The organism is Arthrobacter sp. CAL618 (genome assembly GCF_000468215.1).
Taxonomy (GTDB): domain Bacteria; phylum Actinomycetota; class Actinomycetes; order Actinomycetales; family Micrococcaceae; genus Arthrobacter_D.
Genome location: NZ_ASZW01000054.1, coordinates 1 through 18,892, shown reverse-complemented (window position 1 = coordinate 18,892; position 18,892 = coordinate 1). Strand labels below are relative to the sequence as shown.

15 protein-coding genes are annotated in these 18,892 nt (G+C 60.6%); 9 read left to right on the top strand and 6 right to left on the bottom strand.

Annotated features, from left to right (window positions below):
* Positions 1 to 49 precede the first annotated feature (49 nt).
* Both K728_RS0103320 and K728_RS21125 read right to left on the bottom strand, forming a co-directional pair.
* Positions 50 to 1,003: a VOC family protein gene (locus K728_RS0103320; protein WP_024475850.1), complete on the bottom strand. Its 954-nt coding sequence runs from the start codon at positions 1,001 to 1,003 to the stop codon at positions 50 to 52.
* A gap of 155 nt (positions 1,004 to 1,158) precedes the next feature.
* Positions 1,159 to 2,322, bottom strand: coding sequence for a flavin reductase (locus K728_RS21125; protein ID WP_024475849.1), 1,164 nt, complete (start codon positions 2,320 to 2,322; stop codon positions 1,159 to 1,161).
* Positions 2,323 to 2,492: 170 nt separating this feature from the next.
* Here K728_RS21125 and K728_RS0103310 point away from each other — a divergent pair, with 170 nt between their 5' ends.
* The gene (locus K728_RS0103310) at positions 2,493 to 3,737 is read left to right on the top strand and encodes an acyl-CoA dehydrogenase family protein (RefSeq protein ID WP_024475848.1); all 1,245 of its coding nucleotides are present in this window, start codon (positions 2,493 to 2,495) and stop codon (positions 3,735 to 3,737) included.
* A 491-nt stretch (positions 3,738 to 4,228) separates the two neighbouring features.
* Here the strand turns inward: K728_RS0103310 and K728_RS0103305 are convergent, their stop codons facing one another.
* Genes K728_RS0103305 through K728_RS0103295 form a run of 3 tightly spaced genes read right to left on the bottom strand, consistent with a single transcriptional unit; the run spans position 4,229 to position 7,814 of the window.
* Positions 4,229 to 5,314 (bottom strand): zinc-binding dehydrogenase, encoded by a 1,086-nt coding sequence (locus K728_RS0103305; RefSeq protein ID WP_024475847.1) that lies wholly within the window; start codon positions 5,312 to 5,314, stop codon positions 4,229 to 4,231.
* Between the two features lie 44 nt (positions 5,315 to 5,358).
* Positions 5,359 to 6,939, bottom strand: coding sequence for an FAD-binding oxidoreductase (locus tag K728_RS0103300; RefSeq protein ID WP_024475846.1), 1,581 nt, complete (start codon positions 6,937 to 6,939; stop codon positions 5,359 to 5,361).
* 32 nt (positions 6,940 to 6,971) lie between these two features.
* Positions 6,972 to 7,814, bottom strand: coding sequence for an SDR family NAD(P)-dependent oxidoreductase (locus tag K728_RS0103295; protein ID WP_024475845.1), 843 nt, complete (start codon positions 7,812 to 7,814; stop codon positions 6,972 to 6,974).
* A 257-nt stretch (positions 7,815 to 8,071) separates the two neighbouring features.
* On the opposite strand from K728_RS0103295, the gene K728_RS0103290 reads away from it, so the two are divergent.
* From K728_RS0103290 to K728_RS0103280, 3 genes are read left to right on the top strand one after another with little or no spacing between them, the layout of a single operon-like run.
* On the top strand, positions 8,072 to 9,307 hold the full coding sequence (locus tag K728_RS0103290; protein WP_024475844.1) for an acyl-CoA dehydrogenase family protein: 1,236 nt from the start codon (positions 8,072 to 8,074) through the stop codon (positions 9,305 to 9,307).
* A gap of 18 nt (positions 9,308 to 9,325) precedes the next feature.
* Positions 9,326 to 10,342: an alpha/beta fold hydrolase gene (locus K728_RS0103285; protein WP_024475843.1), complete on the top strand. Its 1,017-nt coding sequence runs from the start codon at positions 9,326 to 9,328 to the stop codon at positions 10,340 to 10,342.
* Positions 10,339 to 11,178, top strand: a complete 840-nt coding sequence (locus tag K728_RS0103280; RefSeq protein WP_024475842.1) for an SDR family NAD(P)-dependent oxidoreductase — start codon at positions 10,339 to 10,341, stop codon at positions 11,176 to 11,178. Before K728_RS0103285 ends, K728_RS0103280 begins: the two co-directional genes overlap by 4 nt.
* Before the next feature lie 725 nt (positions 11,179 to 11,903).
* Here the strand turns inward: K728_RS0103280 and K728_RS0103275 are convergent.
* Entirely contained in the window at positions 11,904 to 12,815 is a 912-nt protein-coding gene (locus tag K728_RS0103275) for an SDR family oxidoreductase (RefSeq protein ID WP_035746964.1), read from the bottom strand.
* 346 nt (positions 12,816 to 13,161) lie between these two features.
* Between K728_RS0103275 and K728_RS0103270 the strand changes: the two genes are divergently transcribed.
* The 5 genes from K728_RS0103270 (at position 13,162) to K728_RS0103250 (ending at position 18,828) form a co-directional block, all read left to right on the top strand.
* Positions 13,162 to 14,625 (top strand): sugar ABC transporter ATP-binding protein, encoded by a 1,464-nt coding sequence (locus K728_RS0103270; RefSeq protein WP_162148015.1) that lies wholly within the window; start codon positions 13,162 to 13,164, stop codon positions 14,623 to 14,625.
* The gene (locus K728_RS0103265; RefSeq protein WP_024475839.1) at positions 14,622 to 15,617 is read left to right on the top strand and encodes an ABC transporter permease; all 996 of its coding nucleotides are present in this window, start codon (positions 14,622 to 14,624) and stop codon (positions 15,615 to 15,617) included. Before K728_RS0103270 ends, K728_RS0103265 begins: the two co-directional genes overlap by 4 nt.
* Entirely contained in the window at positions 15,614 to 16,642 is a 1,029-nt protein-coding gene (locus K728_RS0103260; protein ID WP_024475838.1) for an ABC transporter permease, read from the top strand. The genes K728_RS0103265 and K728_RS0103260 overlap by 4 nt, the downstream gene beginning before the upstream one ends.
* Before the next feature lie 56 nt (positions 16,643 to 16,698).
* Positions 16,699 to 17,976, top strand: a complete 1,278-nt coding sequence (locus K728_RS0103255; protein WP_024475837.1) for a substrate-binding domain-containing protein — start codon at positions 16,699 to 16,701, stop codon at positions 17,974 to 17,976.
* A gap of 114 nt (positions 17,977 to 18,090) precedes the next feature.
* Positions 18,091 to 18,828: an SDR family NAD(P)-dependent oxidoreductase gene (locus K728_RS0103250; RefSeq protein WP_051317598.1), complete on the top strand. Its 738-nt coding sequence runs from the start codon at positions 18,091 to 18,093 to the stop codon at positions 18,826 to 18,828.
* Positions 18,829 to 18,892 lie beyond the last annotated feature (64 nt).

Genomic DNA, 18,892 nt, shown 5'->3' with positions numbered 1-18,892 from the left:
CCGGCAGATCTGCCGGCCAAAGGCTGGTGGTGTGTCGCTGGAGCGTTGGTTAGCTCTCGATGGGCTCCAGTTTTGCCATAATGGATTCGCGCTGGTCCTCGAAGTGCGGCGGGAGCATGAAGGCCTGACCGAGTTCTTCGGGGGACTCATCGCAGTCCCAGCCGCCCTCGTTATGGGTCACGGCGAGCTCAAAGAGCGCCCCGCCCGGGGTCCGGACATAGTGGGACTTGAAGTAGGTGCGGTTCTTCAGCTCGGAGATGTCCGTGTACCCGGCACCTTCAATTTCGAACTTGATTTCGTTTTGGTTTTCGAGGTTGTCCAGGTTCCAGGCGAAGTGGTGATAGGTGCCGGCCCCGTATCGCCATGTGCCCTGGTCGTCAGTGCGGTTCCCGGTCAGTTCCACGTAGTTTCCGAACTTGTCGTCCCCGACCTGGAAGCGGACCCGGTCGCCTTCTTCCTGAATATTTCCCTTGGCGGAAAAGACGTCCTGGGCGAACTCGACCATGCGGTCCTGGTCGTAGACGTGAATGCCAGTACCGTGAATGCCGTGGATGGCGTTTTCAGCCGAAACGCCGTTGCCCGTAAAGCCTACGCGCGGGTCGCCCTCGTTGCCGATCAGGACATATTCGATGCCGGAGGGGTGACGGAAGTTGACTCGCCGCTCACCGAAGACTTCCGTTTGCTGAGAGTCAATGTCGTGCTGCTGCAGGCGCTTGTCCCAGAAGTCCAATGAATTTGAAGGGACCGAGAGGAAGACCTCACGCGCCTGATTGGTCCCGCGTGATCCGTAGACGCCGGCTTGTGCCCAGGGAAAAGTCGTTACGACAGAGGAAGGATCACCATTGGCATTGGAGTAGTAGAGGTGGTAGATCGGGGCGGACCCGTCGTACAGCACCGTCTTCTTGATGAACCGCATTCCTAGGACTTTGGTGTGGAAATCAACGTCCTCCTGTGCGTGTCCGACCGAAAGCGTTACATGGTGGGAACCGACAACATAAGCCATTGCTATCTCCTTTGGTATCAATGTGTGCCCGCGACAACACTGTCTGTGATGGCGTCAAGCTAGGTGTGACCTGAAGTTTGGCAGATCAACAGATCGTCGTACAATCTTACAAAAACTAAAACGGCAAGGTCAAGGATTTCGTCAAAGGAACCCGGCTATTCCGCCGGCTTTTCCGAGAGTTCCCGTTCGCGTGCGCGCATTTCACGGGGCCGGTTGGCGTGTTTTCTCAAAACTGCTACGGCCCGGTCGATATCGGCCGCTTCGTAGGCCTCGACGAGTTCCCGGTGGTCATCCAAAAGGGCTGTCGAAGCATGAGTCGCGTGGCTGATGGTCCGTGCGTTGATCCCTGGGAGACCGAGTCGCTGGTAAGTGTCTAAAAGGACGCTGGAGCCCGCCAGTTGGACCATGTACTCGTGGAACCGCTCGTTGGCCGCGATCCACGCCTCTGGGTCGGTGAAGTGGTTGTCCTGGACGTAGTCCAGGGTCGCTTCCATATAGGCCCGGAGCTGCAAGAGTTCCTCCTTGCTGACCTTACCCACCGTGCTTTCGGCGACGCCCAGCTCGATGGCCAGTTTGGCAGCATAGGACTCAAAGATGATCGACTCCGGGATGGGGGCGACAACAAACTGTCCTGCCTCGCGGTTCACGAGGCCTTCGCTGGCAAGAGCTGTCAGTGCGCGGTGGACCAGATTCCCGTCCAGACCGAGATCCTCCGCCAGTGCACGTGGGTCGACTACTTCGCTGACGTGGCTTCCGGTAGCGATGATCCGTTCGCGGACATCCCGCAGAACCGAAGCCTCCGGCGCCATTTGCATCCGCCCGAAACCGCCGCGGAAGTAGGCCAACGGATGGCCCGGATAGGCCACCGCCTCCTCGACGTGAGCAAGGAAAACGAAGTGCGTTCCCGCTTCCACCTGTTCGCTGACGCGGCATACGAGATGCGCAAGGGCACCGACCAACAAGGGTGAACCGTTAGCGTCCACCTCGGTGGGAACGCCCTCGAACTTGTCTGCCAGTTTCGATGCAAACCGACCGGCCAGTTGGATATGGTCTTCGGCGAGGACGTTGACCGCGAAAGTCCCGCTGGCGGCCACGGCGTGGGCGCTGGCCGACGCCTTGTTAAGGCAGATCAGGAGCATGGGAGGTTCGGCCGAAAGGGAACTCACTGCACTGGCGGTTGAGCCGTAGTTCCGGCCTTCGTGATGCGTGGTGATAACCGTGACCCCGCTGGCAAAGCGGCCAATGACGTCGCGGAAGGCGTCAGAGGTCAGGCTGGTTGAGGCAGTTTGGGCTTGTTTCGCATCGGCGACCTTGGGCATAAGGATCAACTCCTCTTCCTGGGGGCGCTTCGCCCCACTACTTCGTTGTATACCAAGGACTGTATCATCATCATACGATCCGACGATAGAGGCACTTTCCCATTGTTCAACCGGCAGTCTACTGGTAGTATCGTCAGACAATCCATGCATAGACGCACAGGAGTTTGAATATGACCAGAAGCCTTTATTCTCCGGTCGTGCCCGCGTGCACGGGCGAGGATCCAACCCCCGACGAACTGGTGGCCCGGGCGGCGGACCTGCGTCCCCGCCTGCGCAAGCTACAGACCGAGCACGAACGGCTGGGCGGATACACCGAGGAGATCCACCAGGAGTTTCTGGATGCCGGGTTCTACCGCATTCTCCAGCCCCGCAAGTACGGCGGATTTGAATACGGTCTCGACGACTTCGTCAGGGTGGGGATCGAGATTTCCAGGGGCGACCCGGGTGTTGGCTGGTCCTTCATTCTTGGTGCTGGCCACTCGTTTCATGTTGCTTCATTTTTCGGTGAGCAGGCGCAGGAGGAGCTCTTCGGTGATGGGACGTTTATCGCTCCTGGCCGAACGATTCCAAGCGGCAAGGCCGTCGAGGAGGACGGCGGCTACCGGCTGACCGGAAAATGGGATTATTGCTCGGGCTCCATGTGGAGCACGCACGTTTTGGTGGTCGCGCCGTCTTACACGTCCTCGGGCGAGGCCAGCGGGCTCAAGATGTTCGCGGTACCCCGCAAGGACTACACCATCCTGGATGATTGGGGCGGGGACAGGACAATCGGGCTGCGCGCCTCGAGTTCGAACTCAGTTCAGATTGAGGACGCCGTCGTACCATCACATCTGGCTATTCATTACGACTTCCGGGAGCACTCTCTTGGGAGCAAGGGCACCTTGGGCTACCAACTCCATAAGAATCCCATGTACCTGGGCAGAAGCATGACTTTCTTCAACGCGGAGCTGGTTGCCACCCAGGTTGGCGCCGCATGGGCCGCGATGGATGAGTTCGAACAGTTGATGGAGGTGCGTCCGTCCAGTTTTCCGCCGCGGATGCCGCGACTAGAATCCCCCGAATATCACCGGTGGTTTGGGCAACTCCTGGCTCTTACAGATTCGGCAGAGACGCTGTTGCTAGCCGGCGTAAGGCAGTATGTTGAGCTCGGGCGCCGATGGGAGGCAACCGGGGAAGAATTCACTCCGGAACAGGATGGCAGGCTCCGAGCCGTGGTGCAGCAGGCAGCCCGGCTGGCGAACGACGCTGTGGAGCTAGCCTTCACCACTGCCGGAACGAGCTCGGCAAAGAGTGGATCGCCTATGGAAAAGTACTATCGCGACGTCGCCATGTATAAAACTCATATTGCCGCGCAGTGGGACGTGACCTTCGGGTCGCTCTCGCGCTTCCACTTCGGGCAGCCTCTGACGTTCTAACCCCCGCATGCCATGGAGGAAGGAACCCCTTCCTTTACTGGTTTGGTTCTTAACAAATGCTCGTTCTGCTGAAGGACTGGGTCCGGTACGCACTGGACTCAGTTCCTTCAACTTTTTGGTCGATTTCGGTTGAACGAGTCAAGACTTCTTCTTTAGGCTCCGGATCAGCGCTCCAATGGATGCGGTATTGTCACAGCCTGCCAAACAATCAGGATTCCGGCTCCGCGTTCCCCAAGCTTCCATGTGGCCAGCGTGCGAGATTACCGTCCCTGCGTCTGTAGTCATATCCCGAAGTTCGGTGTGCGTACGCATTACTGCGCTATTCCCGATCAGCAGCCGGGTGCGTGAAATGCGGCAAAAAAACCTGTGTGGTGGGGGCATCAGTCGCCTGCCTTCCTGGGACATAGACAAACTGCACCTCCACAAGCCGGCTGTGATACCGGGCTCTGGAGGTGCAGTTAAGGATGCCGTGGGCCCCTTGGATCGACGGACTAGAACACGAAGACGCCTGAAACGTCCTCTAGGGATTCTGATCTGCGCAAGGCGACGTTGATGTCTTCCAAACTGTAGCGGTTAGTGATGATGGGCCGGGCGTCCAAGACACCCCGCTCGAGCAGGGTAATAAGCCGCGGGAGGTCCCGCCGCATCCGGACGTTTCCGTTTTGCGTGCTCAGCAGTTGCCGGCTTTGCACGGTCATCGGGATTTGCGGCAGCGTCACCTCCGTCCCGGAGTGGTCCAGGCCGCTATACACCACTGTTCCTGCCCGGCGGGAAAGCTCAAGTGCCAGACGTTGCGCATCCGCCTTTCCTGCCGCCTCGATGACGACGTCCACACCACGTCCGCCGGTCAAAGACTTCACGACATCGACCGAATCTTCAGTTGCGGGGTTGACCACGTGGGTCGCACCCAGCTCTCCAGCGAGCTTCCGGCGTTCTTCATCCGGCTCTACTGCAATGATCGTGCTGGCACCTGCGAGCTTCGCAGCCTGGACGGCCCACAGCCCCAGGTGACCGCACCCGACGACGGCGAGTGAATCGCCAGGCTGGGGCTTTCCTACATTAAGAACCGCTCCGACACCTGTCGTGATTCCGCAGCCGAGCAGGGATAGAACGTCATAGGGCAGGTCGGTGGCTACCGGGAAAACCTGGTTCCCGGAGATGCTCATGACCTCCGCGTAGCCGCCGACGCAGCCAGCCGCGGAAATGAGTAAGCCGTCCGAACTTCTGGCAACGTCGGGATATATTCCGCCGATGTCAAACAATTCAGAACACTGGTCAGGGCGGCCGGCGCTGCAGTAGTAACATTTACCGCACTCCGGAGTGCCCGGGATGACCACGCGCTGTCCCTTTTTGATGCCTTGGACTTGGCTGCCGACCTCGATGACTTCCCCTGCAGCTGCGTGTCCCAAAATGGTGGGAGGAGCTTTGCCAAGGTTGCCGTGGTAGCTCGTGACATCTGTGGAACAGAACGGACTGGCCTTGGTGGCAACCAGGACGCGGTGCGGGTCCAACTCGAGCATCTGAACGTCTTCAACAGTAAACGGGATGTTGAACCCGCGGAGCAGGGCGGCTTTCATGCAGGTAGTCACCTTAAGGGATTAGTGGTCTTGGATCTCGGGGATTAGCGCTCACGGTCTTCACGCAACGACTTGGGCCAGATGCCGTGGCGGCCGGGGGAGAGGATGCCGTTAGGATCCACTGCGTCCTTAATCGTCTCGCAGAACCGGCGGTAGGCATGGTCGTTGAACGAATACTGGTCGGCGGCCAGATCCATGAAATCGAGGTGGGCGCGGTATTCCCCGTAACCACGGCGGCCGGCTTCTTCCACGAGCATTTTCACGGTGTCATATGCCTTTTTCGCCTGGACCGTATCAGTGACGTCGTAGTTCAGTCCGATCACGTAGAGGGCGGTCCGCTCATTGATCATGAGCAGTCCGCCGGCAACGTTCACCCCTGCCCGCTCGGCAATGAGCTTGCCGATGAAGTCCACGGCTTCGCGGACGTCCGTGCCCACGAGCGGGATGGCGGGGGAGAAGCCGATGTGTCCGATGTTCTGTGGCATGGTGGCCAGCATTTCGATGCCTGGGACGCCCGCGTGGACCTTGTCTGGGATGGAGCCGAATTCGCCCCATTCGTCCCTGCCGAAGGTGTGTTCGTGGATCATCTTCGCCCCTGGAATGGCAGTCCACGCCTTCCGGATCTTTTCCAATTGGTGCTCGACGACAGGGCCGTCACCCCACAGCGCAGCTCTCATGCCCCAGCGGCCGAGCCCCGTTTCATCAGCCATTTTCTGCAACACGTCATCGGAGAAGGTCCCTTCCCCGCCGGAGAACTTGCCCATGATCTCCGGAAACTGGGCGGCAAGGGTCACGGTGTTGTACATGCTGGGGACCCCCCGCAGGGTACCGTCCAGCCTGAGCTCCCGGGTGATGTCGATGGCCTGTTCAAGGTTTTCATCACGGGGGACGGTGAGGAAGATCGGCGCATATGCCTCCGGGCGCCGCATCAGCCAGTAGCCCATCCTGGTGACTATCCCGTAGTTCGACTGGATGAACAGCGGATCAAGCACCGGCCCCAGCCCGCGCTTGTACAGATGCCAGGTCTTGTTGCCCGGCACGGCACCCATTCCTGTGCGGATCACTTCTCCGTTTGCCAGGACGACTTCCATGCCGCAGGGTGACATGAAATCTGCCCCGTACGGGAGATAGGTCACGCCGTTGTCCAACGAATTGCCGATCACGCTGCCCCAGCCGAGGTCCGGGATGGAGATCATAAGGTCTTCATTCCCTGACTCTTTCAGAGCCTCGTAAAGATCAAACCAGCGCACTCCGGGTTCAACAACGGCGTAAGCCAGGTCTTTATTAATTTCCAGCACCTTGTTCATCCGGGTGAGGCTGACCACTACCGCCCCCTTGACGCGCGGGGATGCGCCGCCATAGCCGTAGTTCCGGCCCTGCGAGGAAGTCCAGAGGGGCACGCCCAGTTCATTGGCGATACGGACGATCGCCTGGACTTCTTCGGTAGAGGTGGGCAGAAGCACGGCCGAGGACTCATAAGTGTCATCTACGGCGGGCCAGTACTTGTCCCGGTACTGCTCATGGCGGCGGGACTCGTCGTCCAGCAGAACCCCATCCTCTCCGAGCGCTTCGACGAAACGCGCGATTGCCTCATCGGTCAACCGGTGTGTGGCGACAGTAGTCATGGTTTCTCCTTGCTTCGTTGCCGGGATGTTGATCAGTTAGCGGAAGACATACGGTGCCGGGCCAAAATATCCTTGTCTGTGACTGTGACGTCCCAGAGTCCGGCCCCGCCGGCATTTCGGTTGGTGTTCTGGACGCTGGCACCTCCGTCAATGGAGAGGATTTCGCCCGTGATGTAGCTTGCGTCATCGCTGAAAAGAAAGGCTACGGATCCGGCGATTTCCTCGGGACTTCCAGGCCGGCGCAATGGCGAGGTTCCTGCCCGTCGGATCATGTCCGCTTGCCCCGCTTCCCCGAAAATGGGTGTAGGCACAATGCCCGGCGCTATTCCATTGACCCTTATGCCAAGGGGACCGCCGTAAACAGCTGCCCCGTGCACCAGGCCGATAACACCGTGCTTGGAAGTGGTGTATGCAAGCAGGTCGTTGCTGCCGCGCAGGCCTGCGATGGAGGCAGTAATAACGATGGAACCGGTAGTGCCGGTCTTCAGGTACTCACGGAAGGCAGCCCGGACGCCCAGGAAGGGCCCCCGAAGATTGACGGCCATGACCTTGTCCCACTCATCTACCGAAACGTCGACAAGCTCACTGAGCGATCCAGCGATTCCTGCGTTCAGGTGATGGAAGTCGACTCGTCCAAAGGCCTGCAAGGCCTGCTCCATATAAAACTCAGCGCCTTCTTCGGTGGCGACATCGGCGCCGACGCCGATTGCTTCGGACGGTAGCTCCGCGGCGGTCTGCCGGGCGCGGTGGGGGTCAAGGTCGACGGCCACAACCCGGACACCCTCCTCCGAGAGTCTCAAGGCAGTCGCGCGCCCGAGGCCGCCTGCGGCGCCCGTTACTACCGCTACCTTGTCTTGTAACCCCTTAATCGCCATGCGTCCGGATCCTTTGCTCGTCATTGTGCGTTCTGGATGAAACAGCCGTACGGGGTAGGCAGGAAGCCAGAGTGCCCGCGATGCTCGAATGTCTTATCGTAGGACAATACTGGATGGGCCAGCTCTTGGCCAGTGAAAGTGCGAATAATGCGCCGAGATCCGTCCAGCACTAGATTGAGTGATTGTATGACAGGCAAAGTAGCGCTAGAATTGTGATCGGCTTCACGTGAGGCCTGATGGATACGAAGGAGAATCTATTGACCACCGTCACTTCCAACGCCCTGAAGAACGAATCCGAGGTCACTGCGGGGGACTTGGTTGCCGCTGCCGTGGCCATGCGGCCCGACCTCATTGAGCGCCAGAGTGAGGTTGAGGAACGGACCTTCTTCGATGAAACCATCCACCAAAAGTTCATCGACTCCCGCCTGTACGACATGTATGTCCCGAAGCTTTACGGTGGACTGGAGTCCGACGTGCCGACCTTTGCGAAGGTCACAGTGGAGCTGGCCCGAGGGTGCATGAGCACGGCATGGTGTTTCGCCCTGTCGGCAAACCATGCCCTTCAGGTCGCCTCGTTGTATCCGAAAAAGGTTCAGGATGAGGTCTTCGCCGGCCGCGACTTTCGGGCTGCTTCAACCTCCGCCCCGACCGTTACGGCCACGAAGGTGGAGGGCGGATATAAGCTCAACGGGCAGGTGGGCTACTGCTCAGGGATTCCGTATTCCACCTACTACCTCGGCCAGGCGATGGTTCCGGGGGAGGATGGTCCGGCCATGGCGATGTTCCTGGCCCCACGTGACCAGTTTGAGCGCCTTGAGGACTGGGGGGATACCTTGGGCCTAAAGGGCACGGGATCTCACAGCATCCGGTTTACCGACGGTTTCATCCCGGCCGAATACCTTCTCGAAAACCTCAACATGATCGACATGCCAGTCGAGGGAGGAACAGTCGGCTCGAGACTGCACAACAACGGGATGTACTCCGGCCGCGGCCTGGTGATGTTCACCCTCACCTTGGCCGCAGCAGTCATTGGCGGAGGCTATAACGCGCTAGACGAATTCGAAAACCAGATGCGGACAAAGAAAACCTCCCTGCCTCCCATCGTTTCCCGCCTTGAGGACGCCGACTATCAGCGTTACTACGGATCCGCCCTCACGAAAATTGCCACGGCAGAAGCGGCTCTCATGAATGTCGCCCAGCAGCACATGGACCTTGCCAACGCCAATGCCGCCGGCGAAAGACCGTACACGTTCCTGGATGACTTTAAGCTGGCCGGCATCGCACGGGAGCTAATACTCCAGGTTTGGGAGACCGTGGACAGGGACCTGTTCCGTCATGTGGGGTCCAGTGCTGCCCGCAATGGGGAGCGCTTCGAACGGTTATTCCGGGATCTCGCTCAAGCCAGCGGGCACCGGAATCCGCTCCTGCGGGACCCGTCCTATCGGACGCTGACGCAGTTCACGCTCGGTCTCATCCCCACCAACGAGCACTGATCCGAGAAAAGGCTGCTCATGAAGTCACCACATGTCGCTCCTCACCAGTCCGGATCAGCGGCTGCGACGACCATCAAAAGAGGCATCTTTTGGATTGCTGGGGAGAATGTCACTACGCCCTTCGGCACGGCCCCCCGTGGCCCGCTCTTCGTTGAGTGGGAGAGCCCGGACGAAGTCACCCGCCCCTTTCCACTGATATTGATTCATGGCGGCGGGGGACAGGGAACGGACTGGCTGAGCACCCCCGACGGGCGGCCCGGATGGGCTCACGAATTCGTCAAGGCTGGGTATGCGGTATATGTCGTGGACCGGCCCGGGCACGGCCGCTCCCCGCATCACCCCGACGTGCTGGGCCCAGTAGCGCCTCCCTTCCCCTTCGAAGCCGCCCAACAGCTTTTCGCACCGACGGGAGCTGCGGGGGAGGGCCACACTCAGTGGCCCTGGGGCCGGGAGATCGAAGATCCTGAAATGGTGCAGATGTTTTCCTCCATGGGTTTCTTCATGGCCGATCTGGCAGGATCTCAAGAGCTCGACGGTGATCGGCTTGCCCAACTGCTGGACCGCACAGGGCCGGCTGTCATCGTCAGCCACTCGGCCGGTGCCCCGGGCGGATGGCTCGCAGCGAACAAGCGTCCCGAACTTATCCGCGGCATCGTCTCCGTTGAGCCTATGGGCCCTCCCTTTGCCACGTTCCCGGGGCTGGGGCCTATACCCTATGGGCTGACCTATGCACCCTTGTCCACGGAGCCAGCCCTTTCATCACCCACTGACTTCCAAAGCGATCCTTCACGCTTCAAAGTGCCAGGATTGACCGGAACGCCGATACAGATCGTCACAGGCGGAGCGTCACCAAATTCCGGGGCGGGACCAGACACTGTCAAGTTCCTCCGGGCAGTAGGAGCTGAGGCGGAACTGTTGCATCTTCCGGACCATGGCATTGAGGGCAACGGTCATGGGCTTATTTTCGAAAAGAACTCCTCAGACACAGCGAAGCTGGTCATTAACTGGATCAGCGGATTGGATGCCGCCCGATGAAATCCCTTGTACGCAAAACGGCCGTCGTGACCGGTGCCGGAAGCGGAATCGGAAGGGCCATGGCGCTCAGGTTCGCGTCCGAAGGCATGAATGTTGTTCTTGCCGACGTTGATCTCGCCGCCCTCAAAACAGTCCAGGGCGAAGTCGCCGCCAGCGGTGCCCGGGCTCTCAGCGTCCCCACCGACGTTTCACAGCGAACCGACATCGAGAACCTGCGGGACCGGACACTAGAAGCGTTCAGTGGTGTCGACTTGGTTTGCAACAATGCCGGAGTGGACTCAGGAGGTCCGTTCGCGGACATCCCGGAATCGACGTGGGAATGGGTTCTGGGCGTGGATTTATGGGGCGTTATCCACGGGTGTCAAGTATTTCTGCCTATATTCCTGGAACAAGGGCACGGCCACATCGTAAATACGTCCTCCGTTGCCGCGCTGACAGGGATGCCGTTAAGCGCCGCGCCGTACGCAGCGGCGAAATCAGCGGTATTGGGCCTGTCAATGAATCTGCGTGCCGAAATGGAAGCAACCAACCCTCAGATCGGGGTCTCCGTGCTGATCCCAGGGCCTGTGCGGACCAATATGCCCACGAGCGAACGAAACCGGCCGGCGGACGTTGACGCCCCCGCCCCCAGCACCATGCGGGAAGAAGTGCAGTCCTTCGTAGGTCAGTACCTGGAAAAGGAAGGAATGGATCCGTCGGAAGTGGCAGACATGGTAGTTGGAGCAGTAAAAGGTAACCGCTTCTACGTGATGACCCATCTCCAGGACGCTCTGAGCACGATGACAGATAACAAATCACGAATGTCCCAGGATTCGGTGGCTCTAATCGAGTCTTGACTCGTAGCACTCTGCAGTATGTCTTCCACGTGCCTACGAATTTAAGGGTATCTTCACACGGACCGGCTCCGGTAGCAGTGCATGAGCGAAGATCATCCTGTGACGTGAAAGTTGGACCACCCAGCAAATTCCCGCACTGACTCTCAGGGCATAGATTCTGCCCGCCCAGCCGGGCAGAATCTTGAACCGCTGGCGCTGCTTCCCTTAGCCCACAGCAACGACCTGCCATACCGGGAGGTCTCATATCGTCCGTCAACTCAACGCTTGGACCTTCCAGAGTCTCACCATGGACACCTGTGCGCGGGGGCGGCTCGCCACGCCTAACCCACAGCAGCTGCTTCAGGGTCTAGATAAGACGGCCGGGCCAAAGCCCTGCAATGTCCGCTCCCGAGTCACCTGGCAGGGGATTACGGACCCGGGCAGGGGCCCCGGGCTGAAAATTTCCGCCTACGCGGTCTCCGTAAAACGTTTGTACGACGACCCGACCCGGCTCAGCCCATCGACGCATGCAAGCGTAGCCTCGTCCATACTGCCGAAGCCGGGATTCACCTCCGCCCCCCACTGAGCCCCAAAATCGGGTCACCTTGAGTGGCCTGAACCACCTGAATCTGCGGAGGATTACCCACGCATTGGATGTGAGGCAAAGACGGGACACTCAGGCTTGAGGTGTCGCTGGAACTTGGTTGCCGGCCTACTCGGCTGGCAACCCGTCCCCTGGCGCGCACTTATGCGGGAGGCCAGCTACCGGAGGCTTTTATCAGCACGTCATGCATGGAAACGGCGGGTCTTCCGGTCAGCTCCTCGACGGCGTTACTCTGGCCTGCCATGTAGCCCTCCCGTATCGCTCGTCCGAAGGTCACCATGTCCTCACTGCACCACGGAATCGGGGAGGCACTCATATCATCCGACGCTTTTCGCGGCACGCCGATGGCGTCCCACTGCTCAAAACGCTCGTCGTCAGTGACCACTCTATAGGCCACGGGCCGGCCGGAAATCTCGGATACCATGGCTGCAACTTCGCGGTAGGACAGTAGATCAGGGCCGGTAATTTCGTAGACCGTGTTGTCCCGGCCGGCTCCTCGAAGGATGGCGGCGGCTGATGCGACACAGTCGTCGCGGGACACCAAAGCGATGCGGCCCTCTGCCTCGTTGGCGTACCACTCGCCTGTGGCTACTGCTACGGGCGCCACGAGATCGGCCAGCGCCTCCGCATACTGCCCATCGCGCAAGACGTTCCAGGCGAGCCCCGAATTACGCAGGTCCGTTTCAGTGGCCCGGTGGTCCATCGTGACGATGGCTGGATTGGCCTCGTTACCGGCGCCAATGATTGAGGTGTAGATGACCTTGCGGACACCTGCCGCCTTCGCGGCGACAATGGCGTTACGGTGCTGTGCCACACGGGACCCTACGCGCGAGGTTGAGATCAGCAACATGAGTTCGCCGCCCGAAAACGCTTCCGGCAACGACTCGGGGTTGTCGTAATCAGCGAAACGAACGTTCGCCCCTTTTTCGGCGTAGTCGCTCAGCCTGGCGGGAGTTCGTGTGGTCAGGATCAGCTGGTTTGCAGGCATGGATTCCAAGAGCCTGTTGACCGTGGCTCGGCCGAAGCCTCCGCTAGCGCCCGTTACGATTATCATCGAAATTTACTCCTCAATGGACCAGTTCCCACGTGGCGACTCTGCCTAGGAACATCGTCGGACGATCCTACATGTGGTGCTCTAATAATCATCTGCTCTTCAGTCGCCTGTCAAGGGTGCAGTTTCGCCGCGATCAGTGGCATCTGGGACTTCTTCGTCCTGGTGATGGACGTGACACGAAACACAGGTTATCGTTTGTACGACAACCAGACGGTCATATCATGGCTGACGAACTCGATGAGGAGCTCTTATGTCGGTGGCGGAACCCTCCCCATTGCCGCGCGCAGATACGCGGACGGAAACCTTGCTCCACGCACGCTCACTTTCCAAGCGCTTTGGACCTACCGTGGCGCTGCGCGATGCGTCCTTCGATCTTCATGCCGGAGAAATCCACGCCCTGGTGGGCGAGAACGGATCCGGGAAGAGCACCATGGTTAAGATCCTGAGCGGCGTTCACACCCCGGACAGCGGCTCCATCAGTGTGCGTGGCTCGGAAACTGCCTTCGCCAACCCCCGCGGCGCCCAGAGCAACGGGGTTGCAACCGTTTTCCAAGAGGTTCTGGCTATCGAGTCGCAGTCTGTGCTGGATAACCTGTGGCTTGGGACCGATGCTTTCTTCCGGCCGGGCCAGACGTCACAGGTTCGCCGGGAACGGGCAACCGCCTGCCTCGCCGAGTTGCTGGACAACCCACCGGCTCTGGACATCCGGATGGAGGAACTCGAACTCAGCGACCGCCAAGCGTGCGCCATTGCACGGGCCCTGCTGCGTGAACCTGACGTCCTGATCCTGGATGAGGCCACATCCGCCCTGGACTTCGATACCAGGACCCGCCTGTTTAATATCGTCACCCGGCTGAGCGGCGCTGGCATGGGAGTGATCCTGATAACCCACCGCATGGACGAAATTGAAGAAATCGGGGACCGGATCACCGTCATGCGCTCCGGCGAGACGGTGGCAACTCTGAACCGCGGGGAATGGCACCAGGGCGAGATTGTCCGTCTCATGACAGGCTCCGATCATCTGGTCCAGCCGGATGCACGCGTCAAGAGCGCCAGGGACTCGGTGCAGCTTCCGGTCGTGCTTGAGACGCAGGAAACCGTGCTGGCCCCGGGCAGGGCACCCATCAGCGTGGCATTTCGCCGCGGTGAGATCGTGGGACTTGCCGGTCTGGAGGGCCACGGCCAGGACCGGTTCCTGAGGGCGCTCCACGGTGAGCACGCTGACGGAACCGTGACCCGGGTCAGCGAGGGAAGCCGGACGGCCGTAGCGAACGCGGCTTCGGCACAGAAGCTCGGAATCGCCTACGTCCCTCGGGAACGACGGGCAGAGTCCATTTTTCCGTGGATGTCCATTCTGGAGAACTTCTCGCTCGGAACGCCGAACCGCGATGCGACGGCGGGCTGGATCGCCAAGGCGCGGAGCGGAACGCGTTTCGCTCCGTTCATCGAAAGCCTCAATATCCGACTGGGCCGAACCTCGGACGCCATCACTACTCTTAGCGGCGGCAACCAGCAGAAGGTGATCATCGCCCGGTGGCTTGCTTCCGATCCATCCATCCTGCTGCTCAATGATCCGACGCGCGGTATTGACGTCAATGCCAAACGCGATCTCTACGGCCTACTGTCCAGGCTGGCCGAGCAGGGCATGACCGTGGTGATGCTGTCCACGGAAGTCGACGAACACGTGGAGCTCATGGACAGGGTGCTTGTCTTCCGGGAAGACGAGCTCTTCGACGAAATCAGCGGGGACGATCTGTCGCCCGAAAAGCTCGTTGCAGCCTTCTTCGGCGAGAAAGTAGAAATACAGTGACAACCAGTACCTATTCCGCGGTGGACAAGCCGGCGCTGCCGGCGCACCGTCGGAGCATTCGGTCCCTCTTCCGGACCCACAGCTACGCGTTTGCGCTGATACTGGCGCTGCTGTTCCTGGCCGTGAACCTGGCCATACAGCCAAACTTCGGCTGGACCGACCAGCTGGCGTCATTCGCACCGCTGGCCATAGCGGCTGTCGCCAGCGTCCCGTCCATAGTCAGCGGACGTGGCGGACTGGATATGTCCATCAGCCCCATCATGACGCTGTCCAGCATTCTTTTCGGAGTGTGGCTGGTGCCGCTCGGTCTCAGTGGGGTGGTCTCCGTTCCCATCCTGATGCTCGTGGGTGCTGCAGTGGGGGCACTGAACGGTCTTATGATCGTGGTGCTCCGGCTCCAGCCCATTGTGGTGACGTTGTCGATGTTTTTCATCATCACCGGTGTGAACCTTAAACTTGCGCCCCTTCCGGTCAGCATCGGCGGCACCTGGCTGGAAAATCTGGGTGGATCGTGGGGGCTGATCCCAGGCGGAATCGTCAGCATTCTGATCCCGGTGGCCATCTGGGTGGCTCTGACCCGCACGTCCTACGGGCGGATGCTGTATGCCGTGGGCGGCAATGACACCACAGCATTCTCCGCAGGTGTCAACGTCAACCCCATCCGCATCAGCGCCTACGCCCTCGGCGGATCGTTCGCGGCAGTGGGCGGCCTGGCCTTGACCGGGCTCGTGAGCTCGGCGGTGGCCAGCACCAGCACGTCCTACACGCTGATCGCCATCGCTGCCGTTGCCCTGGGCGGAACATCCCTGGCCGGCGGCAGGGGCGGCATCATGGGGGCTTTGATCGGCGCGGCCGCCATCTACATGCTTCAAAGCCTTCTGGCGGTACTTCAAGTTTCACAAATCTGGCTGCAGGTCATCTACGGATTGCTTCTTCTGGTGGCCGTGGTGTTCAGTGCAGTGCTCGCTATTTCTCCCAAGGACAAGAAATGACAACTACCGTCCTGCCCTCCGCGGGCACCTCTGCCGCTGCCGGTCCCGGCCGGCCCAGAACACGTGACCGGCTAGTCAGCCTTCAGCGGCGGATTCCAGTGGTTCAAATCATTCTGCTGGTTGTGGTGTTCTGCTTCGGCCTGGCAACACTGCCCGGATTCGGAAACGCCACCAGCATCAAGTCCATCCTGATCCTCAGTGCATTGGTGGGGATTGCCGCCCTGGGCCAGACAGTGGTTGTGCTCATCGGAGGCATTGATCTGTCCGTAGCCGGTTTCATCGTTGCCGGTGCCATCATGGTCACGCAGCTGACGTCGGTCAATAAAATGCCGTTCGCCCTGGCGCTGCTGATCGCTTTTGTCGGCGCGGCACTGCTGGGCGGGATTGTAGGGTACCTGTGCCACCGTTTCTCGGTGCACCCCATCATTGTCACCTTTGCCATGGGGTCCATCGCGCTGGGCCTCGCGCAACTCCAGACAGGCGGAACGTTTGGGGGAGGAGCACCGGCATGGTTGTCGCAGATGACCTCGCCCATCACCCTGACGCTGGGACTTCCCGTCCCGCCGCTCGTTGCGGTCTGGGTTGTGGTGATTATTTTGGTAGCACTTTTCCTGCACAAGACGGTGGCCGGCCGCCGGCTGATGGCCACTGGGGCCAGCCCGCGGGCCGCGCAGCTGGTTCACATCAGCACCCGGCGGGTGTGGGTCCTGGTCTTCGCCTTCAGCGCAGTCGCCTCCGTCTTCGCGGGTGTATTCCTCGCCGGCTTCGCAGGGAACGTTGATTCCACGCTCGGCAACCCCTACCTGTTCCAAAGCATCGCAGCAGTGATCATCGGCGGAACTATATTCGGCGGGCCGGGCGACTACACGCGCACTGTGGTGGGTGTCCTCCTGCTGACTGTCCTCACCACAGTCCTTGTGGGCCAGGGTTTTACCGGCGCAGACCAGCAGATCCTCTACGGTCTCGTCATTCTCGTAGCCATGGCCGTATATGGCCGGGAACGCCGGCTGCGCGACCAAGTCTAGATTCACTCCACAGCCCGGCACCGAGGCCGGGCTGACCACTCATAGAAAGGGAACCCATGCGTCCCGTCTTCAACACCCCCGGCATCAAGCGAGGCTTCCTTGGCGGCAGCGCGCTGGTGCTGTCAGTTCCACTAATTCTGATGCTCTCCTCCTGCAGCACGCCAGGAGGTGCCACGGCAACAGCACCGAGCTCGGCCGCTTCCCAGTCCGAATTGGGAGATTGCGGCCTGGTCCCCGATGTCGCGGTGCAGGACCCCGACGGCGCCGTGGCAGCCTTGCCTTCGGATATCCAGGCCGCCTACAACGGTTACCCGGAACCCGTGCTCGCCAGTGCCTGGAAGAGCCTGCCGAAGTCTGAGGGGCCGGTCAAGGTAGGGCTGTCCTACCTCCCGCCTGCCAATCCCTTCGGGGCCGCGGTGGTGGCACAGCTGGATAAGAGCTTCGCGGAAGCCAAGGCTGCAGGACTGGTCGAAGGCGAGCTCGTGAAGCGGATCCTTCCCGACCCGGCCACCATGACTCCCGCCGAGCAGATCCGCGGGTATCAGGAACTGGTCCGCGAGGGAGTGGATGTCATCCTGACCTCGCCGCTGTCTGGCGATGCCATGCTGGACGTCGTCAACCAGGCCGGCGAGCAGGGGATCGTCACGGTTTCACTCTCCGCAACCATCAAGTCCAAGTACGCCATCAACGTGGCCGACAACTCGTACCTCAACGTTGCGCAGCCCACGGCTGAGGTCATGAAGCAGCTCGGCGGCAAGGGCAACGTGGTGATCGTACGCGGCGTTCCGGGCATCCCAACCGACCAGTACGGCTACGACGCTGCCAAGGCCGTGATGGCCAAGTGCCCCGGCATCAACGTGGTGGGTGAAGTGGTGGGTAACTTCGTCCCGGCAGCTACCAAGTCCGCTATGCTGCAGTTCCTGGCCAGTCACCCGCAGCAGATTGATGCCGTGGTGCAAGTTGGCACCATGGGATCAGGCGTTTTCTCGGCCTTCGAGCAAACCGGCCGCCCCTTGCCCAAGGTAGTGGATGCCGGGGCGTCCGCAGCGTCGCTGGCTTACTGGGATAAAGCCCACAAGGAAAGCGGCTACGACACGGCAGGCACCGGCGGCAACGGAACCCAACAGGCCGCAGTGCTGTTCGACGTCGCCATGAAGACGCTGGCTGGCGACGGCCCCACCGTCAGCACCATGACGCGGGTGCCTTCCCTTATCACCAGCGCTGGCCTCTCCGAGTACGCAGTGAGCGGCGCCGATACATCCTCGCCGCTGGAAGTACTCGACGGCGAGCCCTGGATGCCGAAGGAATACCGGAACAAGTTCTTCACCAAGTAGGCGATAACCGTCAGGGTGGTGGGAACCCTCGGAAAGGGGCTCCCGCCACCTTGGCGTTCACGGCAATACGGAACACCACAGACACGCCAGCACGCTGATGGCGGTGGAGGGAAAATGATGCGGCTGGAAAACAAGATCGCGCTGGTCACGGGCGCGGCATCGGGGATCGGCCTGGCTACGGTCCGAAGGTTCGTCGCGGAAGGCGCCCACGTGGTGGCAGTGGATCTGGACCACCACCGTACGGTCGAGGCCCTGGACGGGTTGGCCAACGTCACTGTTGCCGCTGCCGACGTGAGCAAGAGCGCGCAGGTAAACAGGGCCTTCGACATTGCCCGGGAAAAACACGGCAGGCTGGACGTCCTGGTGAATGCGGCCGGAATTTCAGCGGGGCCTGTTGACATAGAGGACATCACGGACGAGGACTTCGCCCATGTGATGGAAGTCAATCTCTACGGTAGCTTTTATGCCCTGCGGGCAGCTGCCGGGCTTATGCGGCGCAACGGGGACAGTGGGGGTTCCATTGTGAATATTTCCAGCGTGGGTGCGCTGGCGAACTTTCCCCTTCCGGCGTCCTACCCGGCGTCCAAGGCCGGAGTGCTGGGAATGACACGGGCAACGGCTGCCCTCCTGGCCCCGAACAACATCCGGGTCAATGCTGTTGCCCCTGGCGCCACTGACACTCCGATGCTGCCCTCGGAGCCCGAATTCCGGGACGCTGTGATCAAACTGGGCGTTTTGGGGCGGGCAGCGTCCGCGGACGAGCTGGCCAACACTATTCTCTTCCTTGCTAGCGATGAGGCTGCCTTTTTCACTGGGCAGACACTCTCGCCCAACGGCGGCTACGTCATGTAAGGAGCGCTCAGCTCTGACCCCACAATGTGCTTCGGTGCAGTCGTTACCTTAGGCGGCCGCGGCC

Coding starts and splice junctions, on each gene's coding strand:
- K728_RS0103320 (WP_024475850.1), bottom strand. CDS start 1,003: ATGGCTTATGTTGTCGGTTCCCACCATGTAACGCTTTCGGTCGGACAC.
- K728_RS21125 (WP_024475849.1), bottom strand. CDS start 2,322: ATGCCCAAGGTCGCCGATGCGAAACAAGCCCAAACTGCCTCAACCAGC.
- K728_RS0103310 (WP_024475848.1), top strand. CDS start 2,493: ATGACCAGAAGCCTTTATTCTCCGGTCGTGCCCGCGTGCACGGGCGAG.
- K728_RS0103305 (WP_024475847.1), bottom strand. CDS start 5,314: ATGAAAGCCGCCCTGCTCCGCGGGTTCAACATCCCGTTTACTGTTGAA.
- K728_RS0103300 (WP_024475846.1), bottom strand. CDS start 6,939: ATGACTACTGTCGCCACACACCGGTTGACCGATGAGGCAATCGCGCGT.
- K728_RS0103295 (WP_024475845.1), bottom strand. CDS start 7,814: ATGGCGATTAAGGGGTTACAAGACAAGGTAGCGGTAGTAACGGGCGCC.
- K728_RS0103285 (WP_024475843.1), top strand. CDS start 9,326: ATGAAGTCACCACATGTCGCTCCTCACCAGTCCGGATCAGCGGCTGCG.
- K728_RS0103280 (WP_024475842.1), top strand. CDS start 10,339: ATGAAATCCCTTGTACGCAAAACGGCCGTCGTGACCGGTGCCGGAAGC.
- K728_RS0103275 (WP_035746964.1), bottom strand. CDS start 12,815: ATGATAATCGTAACGGGCGCTAGCGGAGGCTTCGGCCGAGCCACGGTC.
- K728_RS0103260 (WP_024475838.1), top strand. CDS start 15,614: ATGACAACTACCGTCCTGCCCTCCGCGGGCACCTCTGCCGCTGCCGGT.
- K728_RS0103255 (WP_024475837.1), top strand. CDS start 16,699: ATGCGTCCCGTCTTCAACACCCCCGGCATCAAGCGAGGCTTCCTTGGC.
- K728_RS0103250 (WP_051317598.1), top strand. CDS start 18,091: ATGATGCGGCTGGAAAACAAGATCGCGCTGGTCACGGGCGCGGCATCG.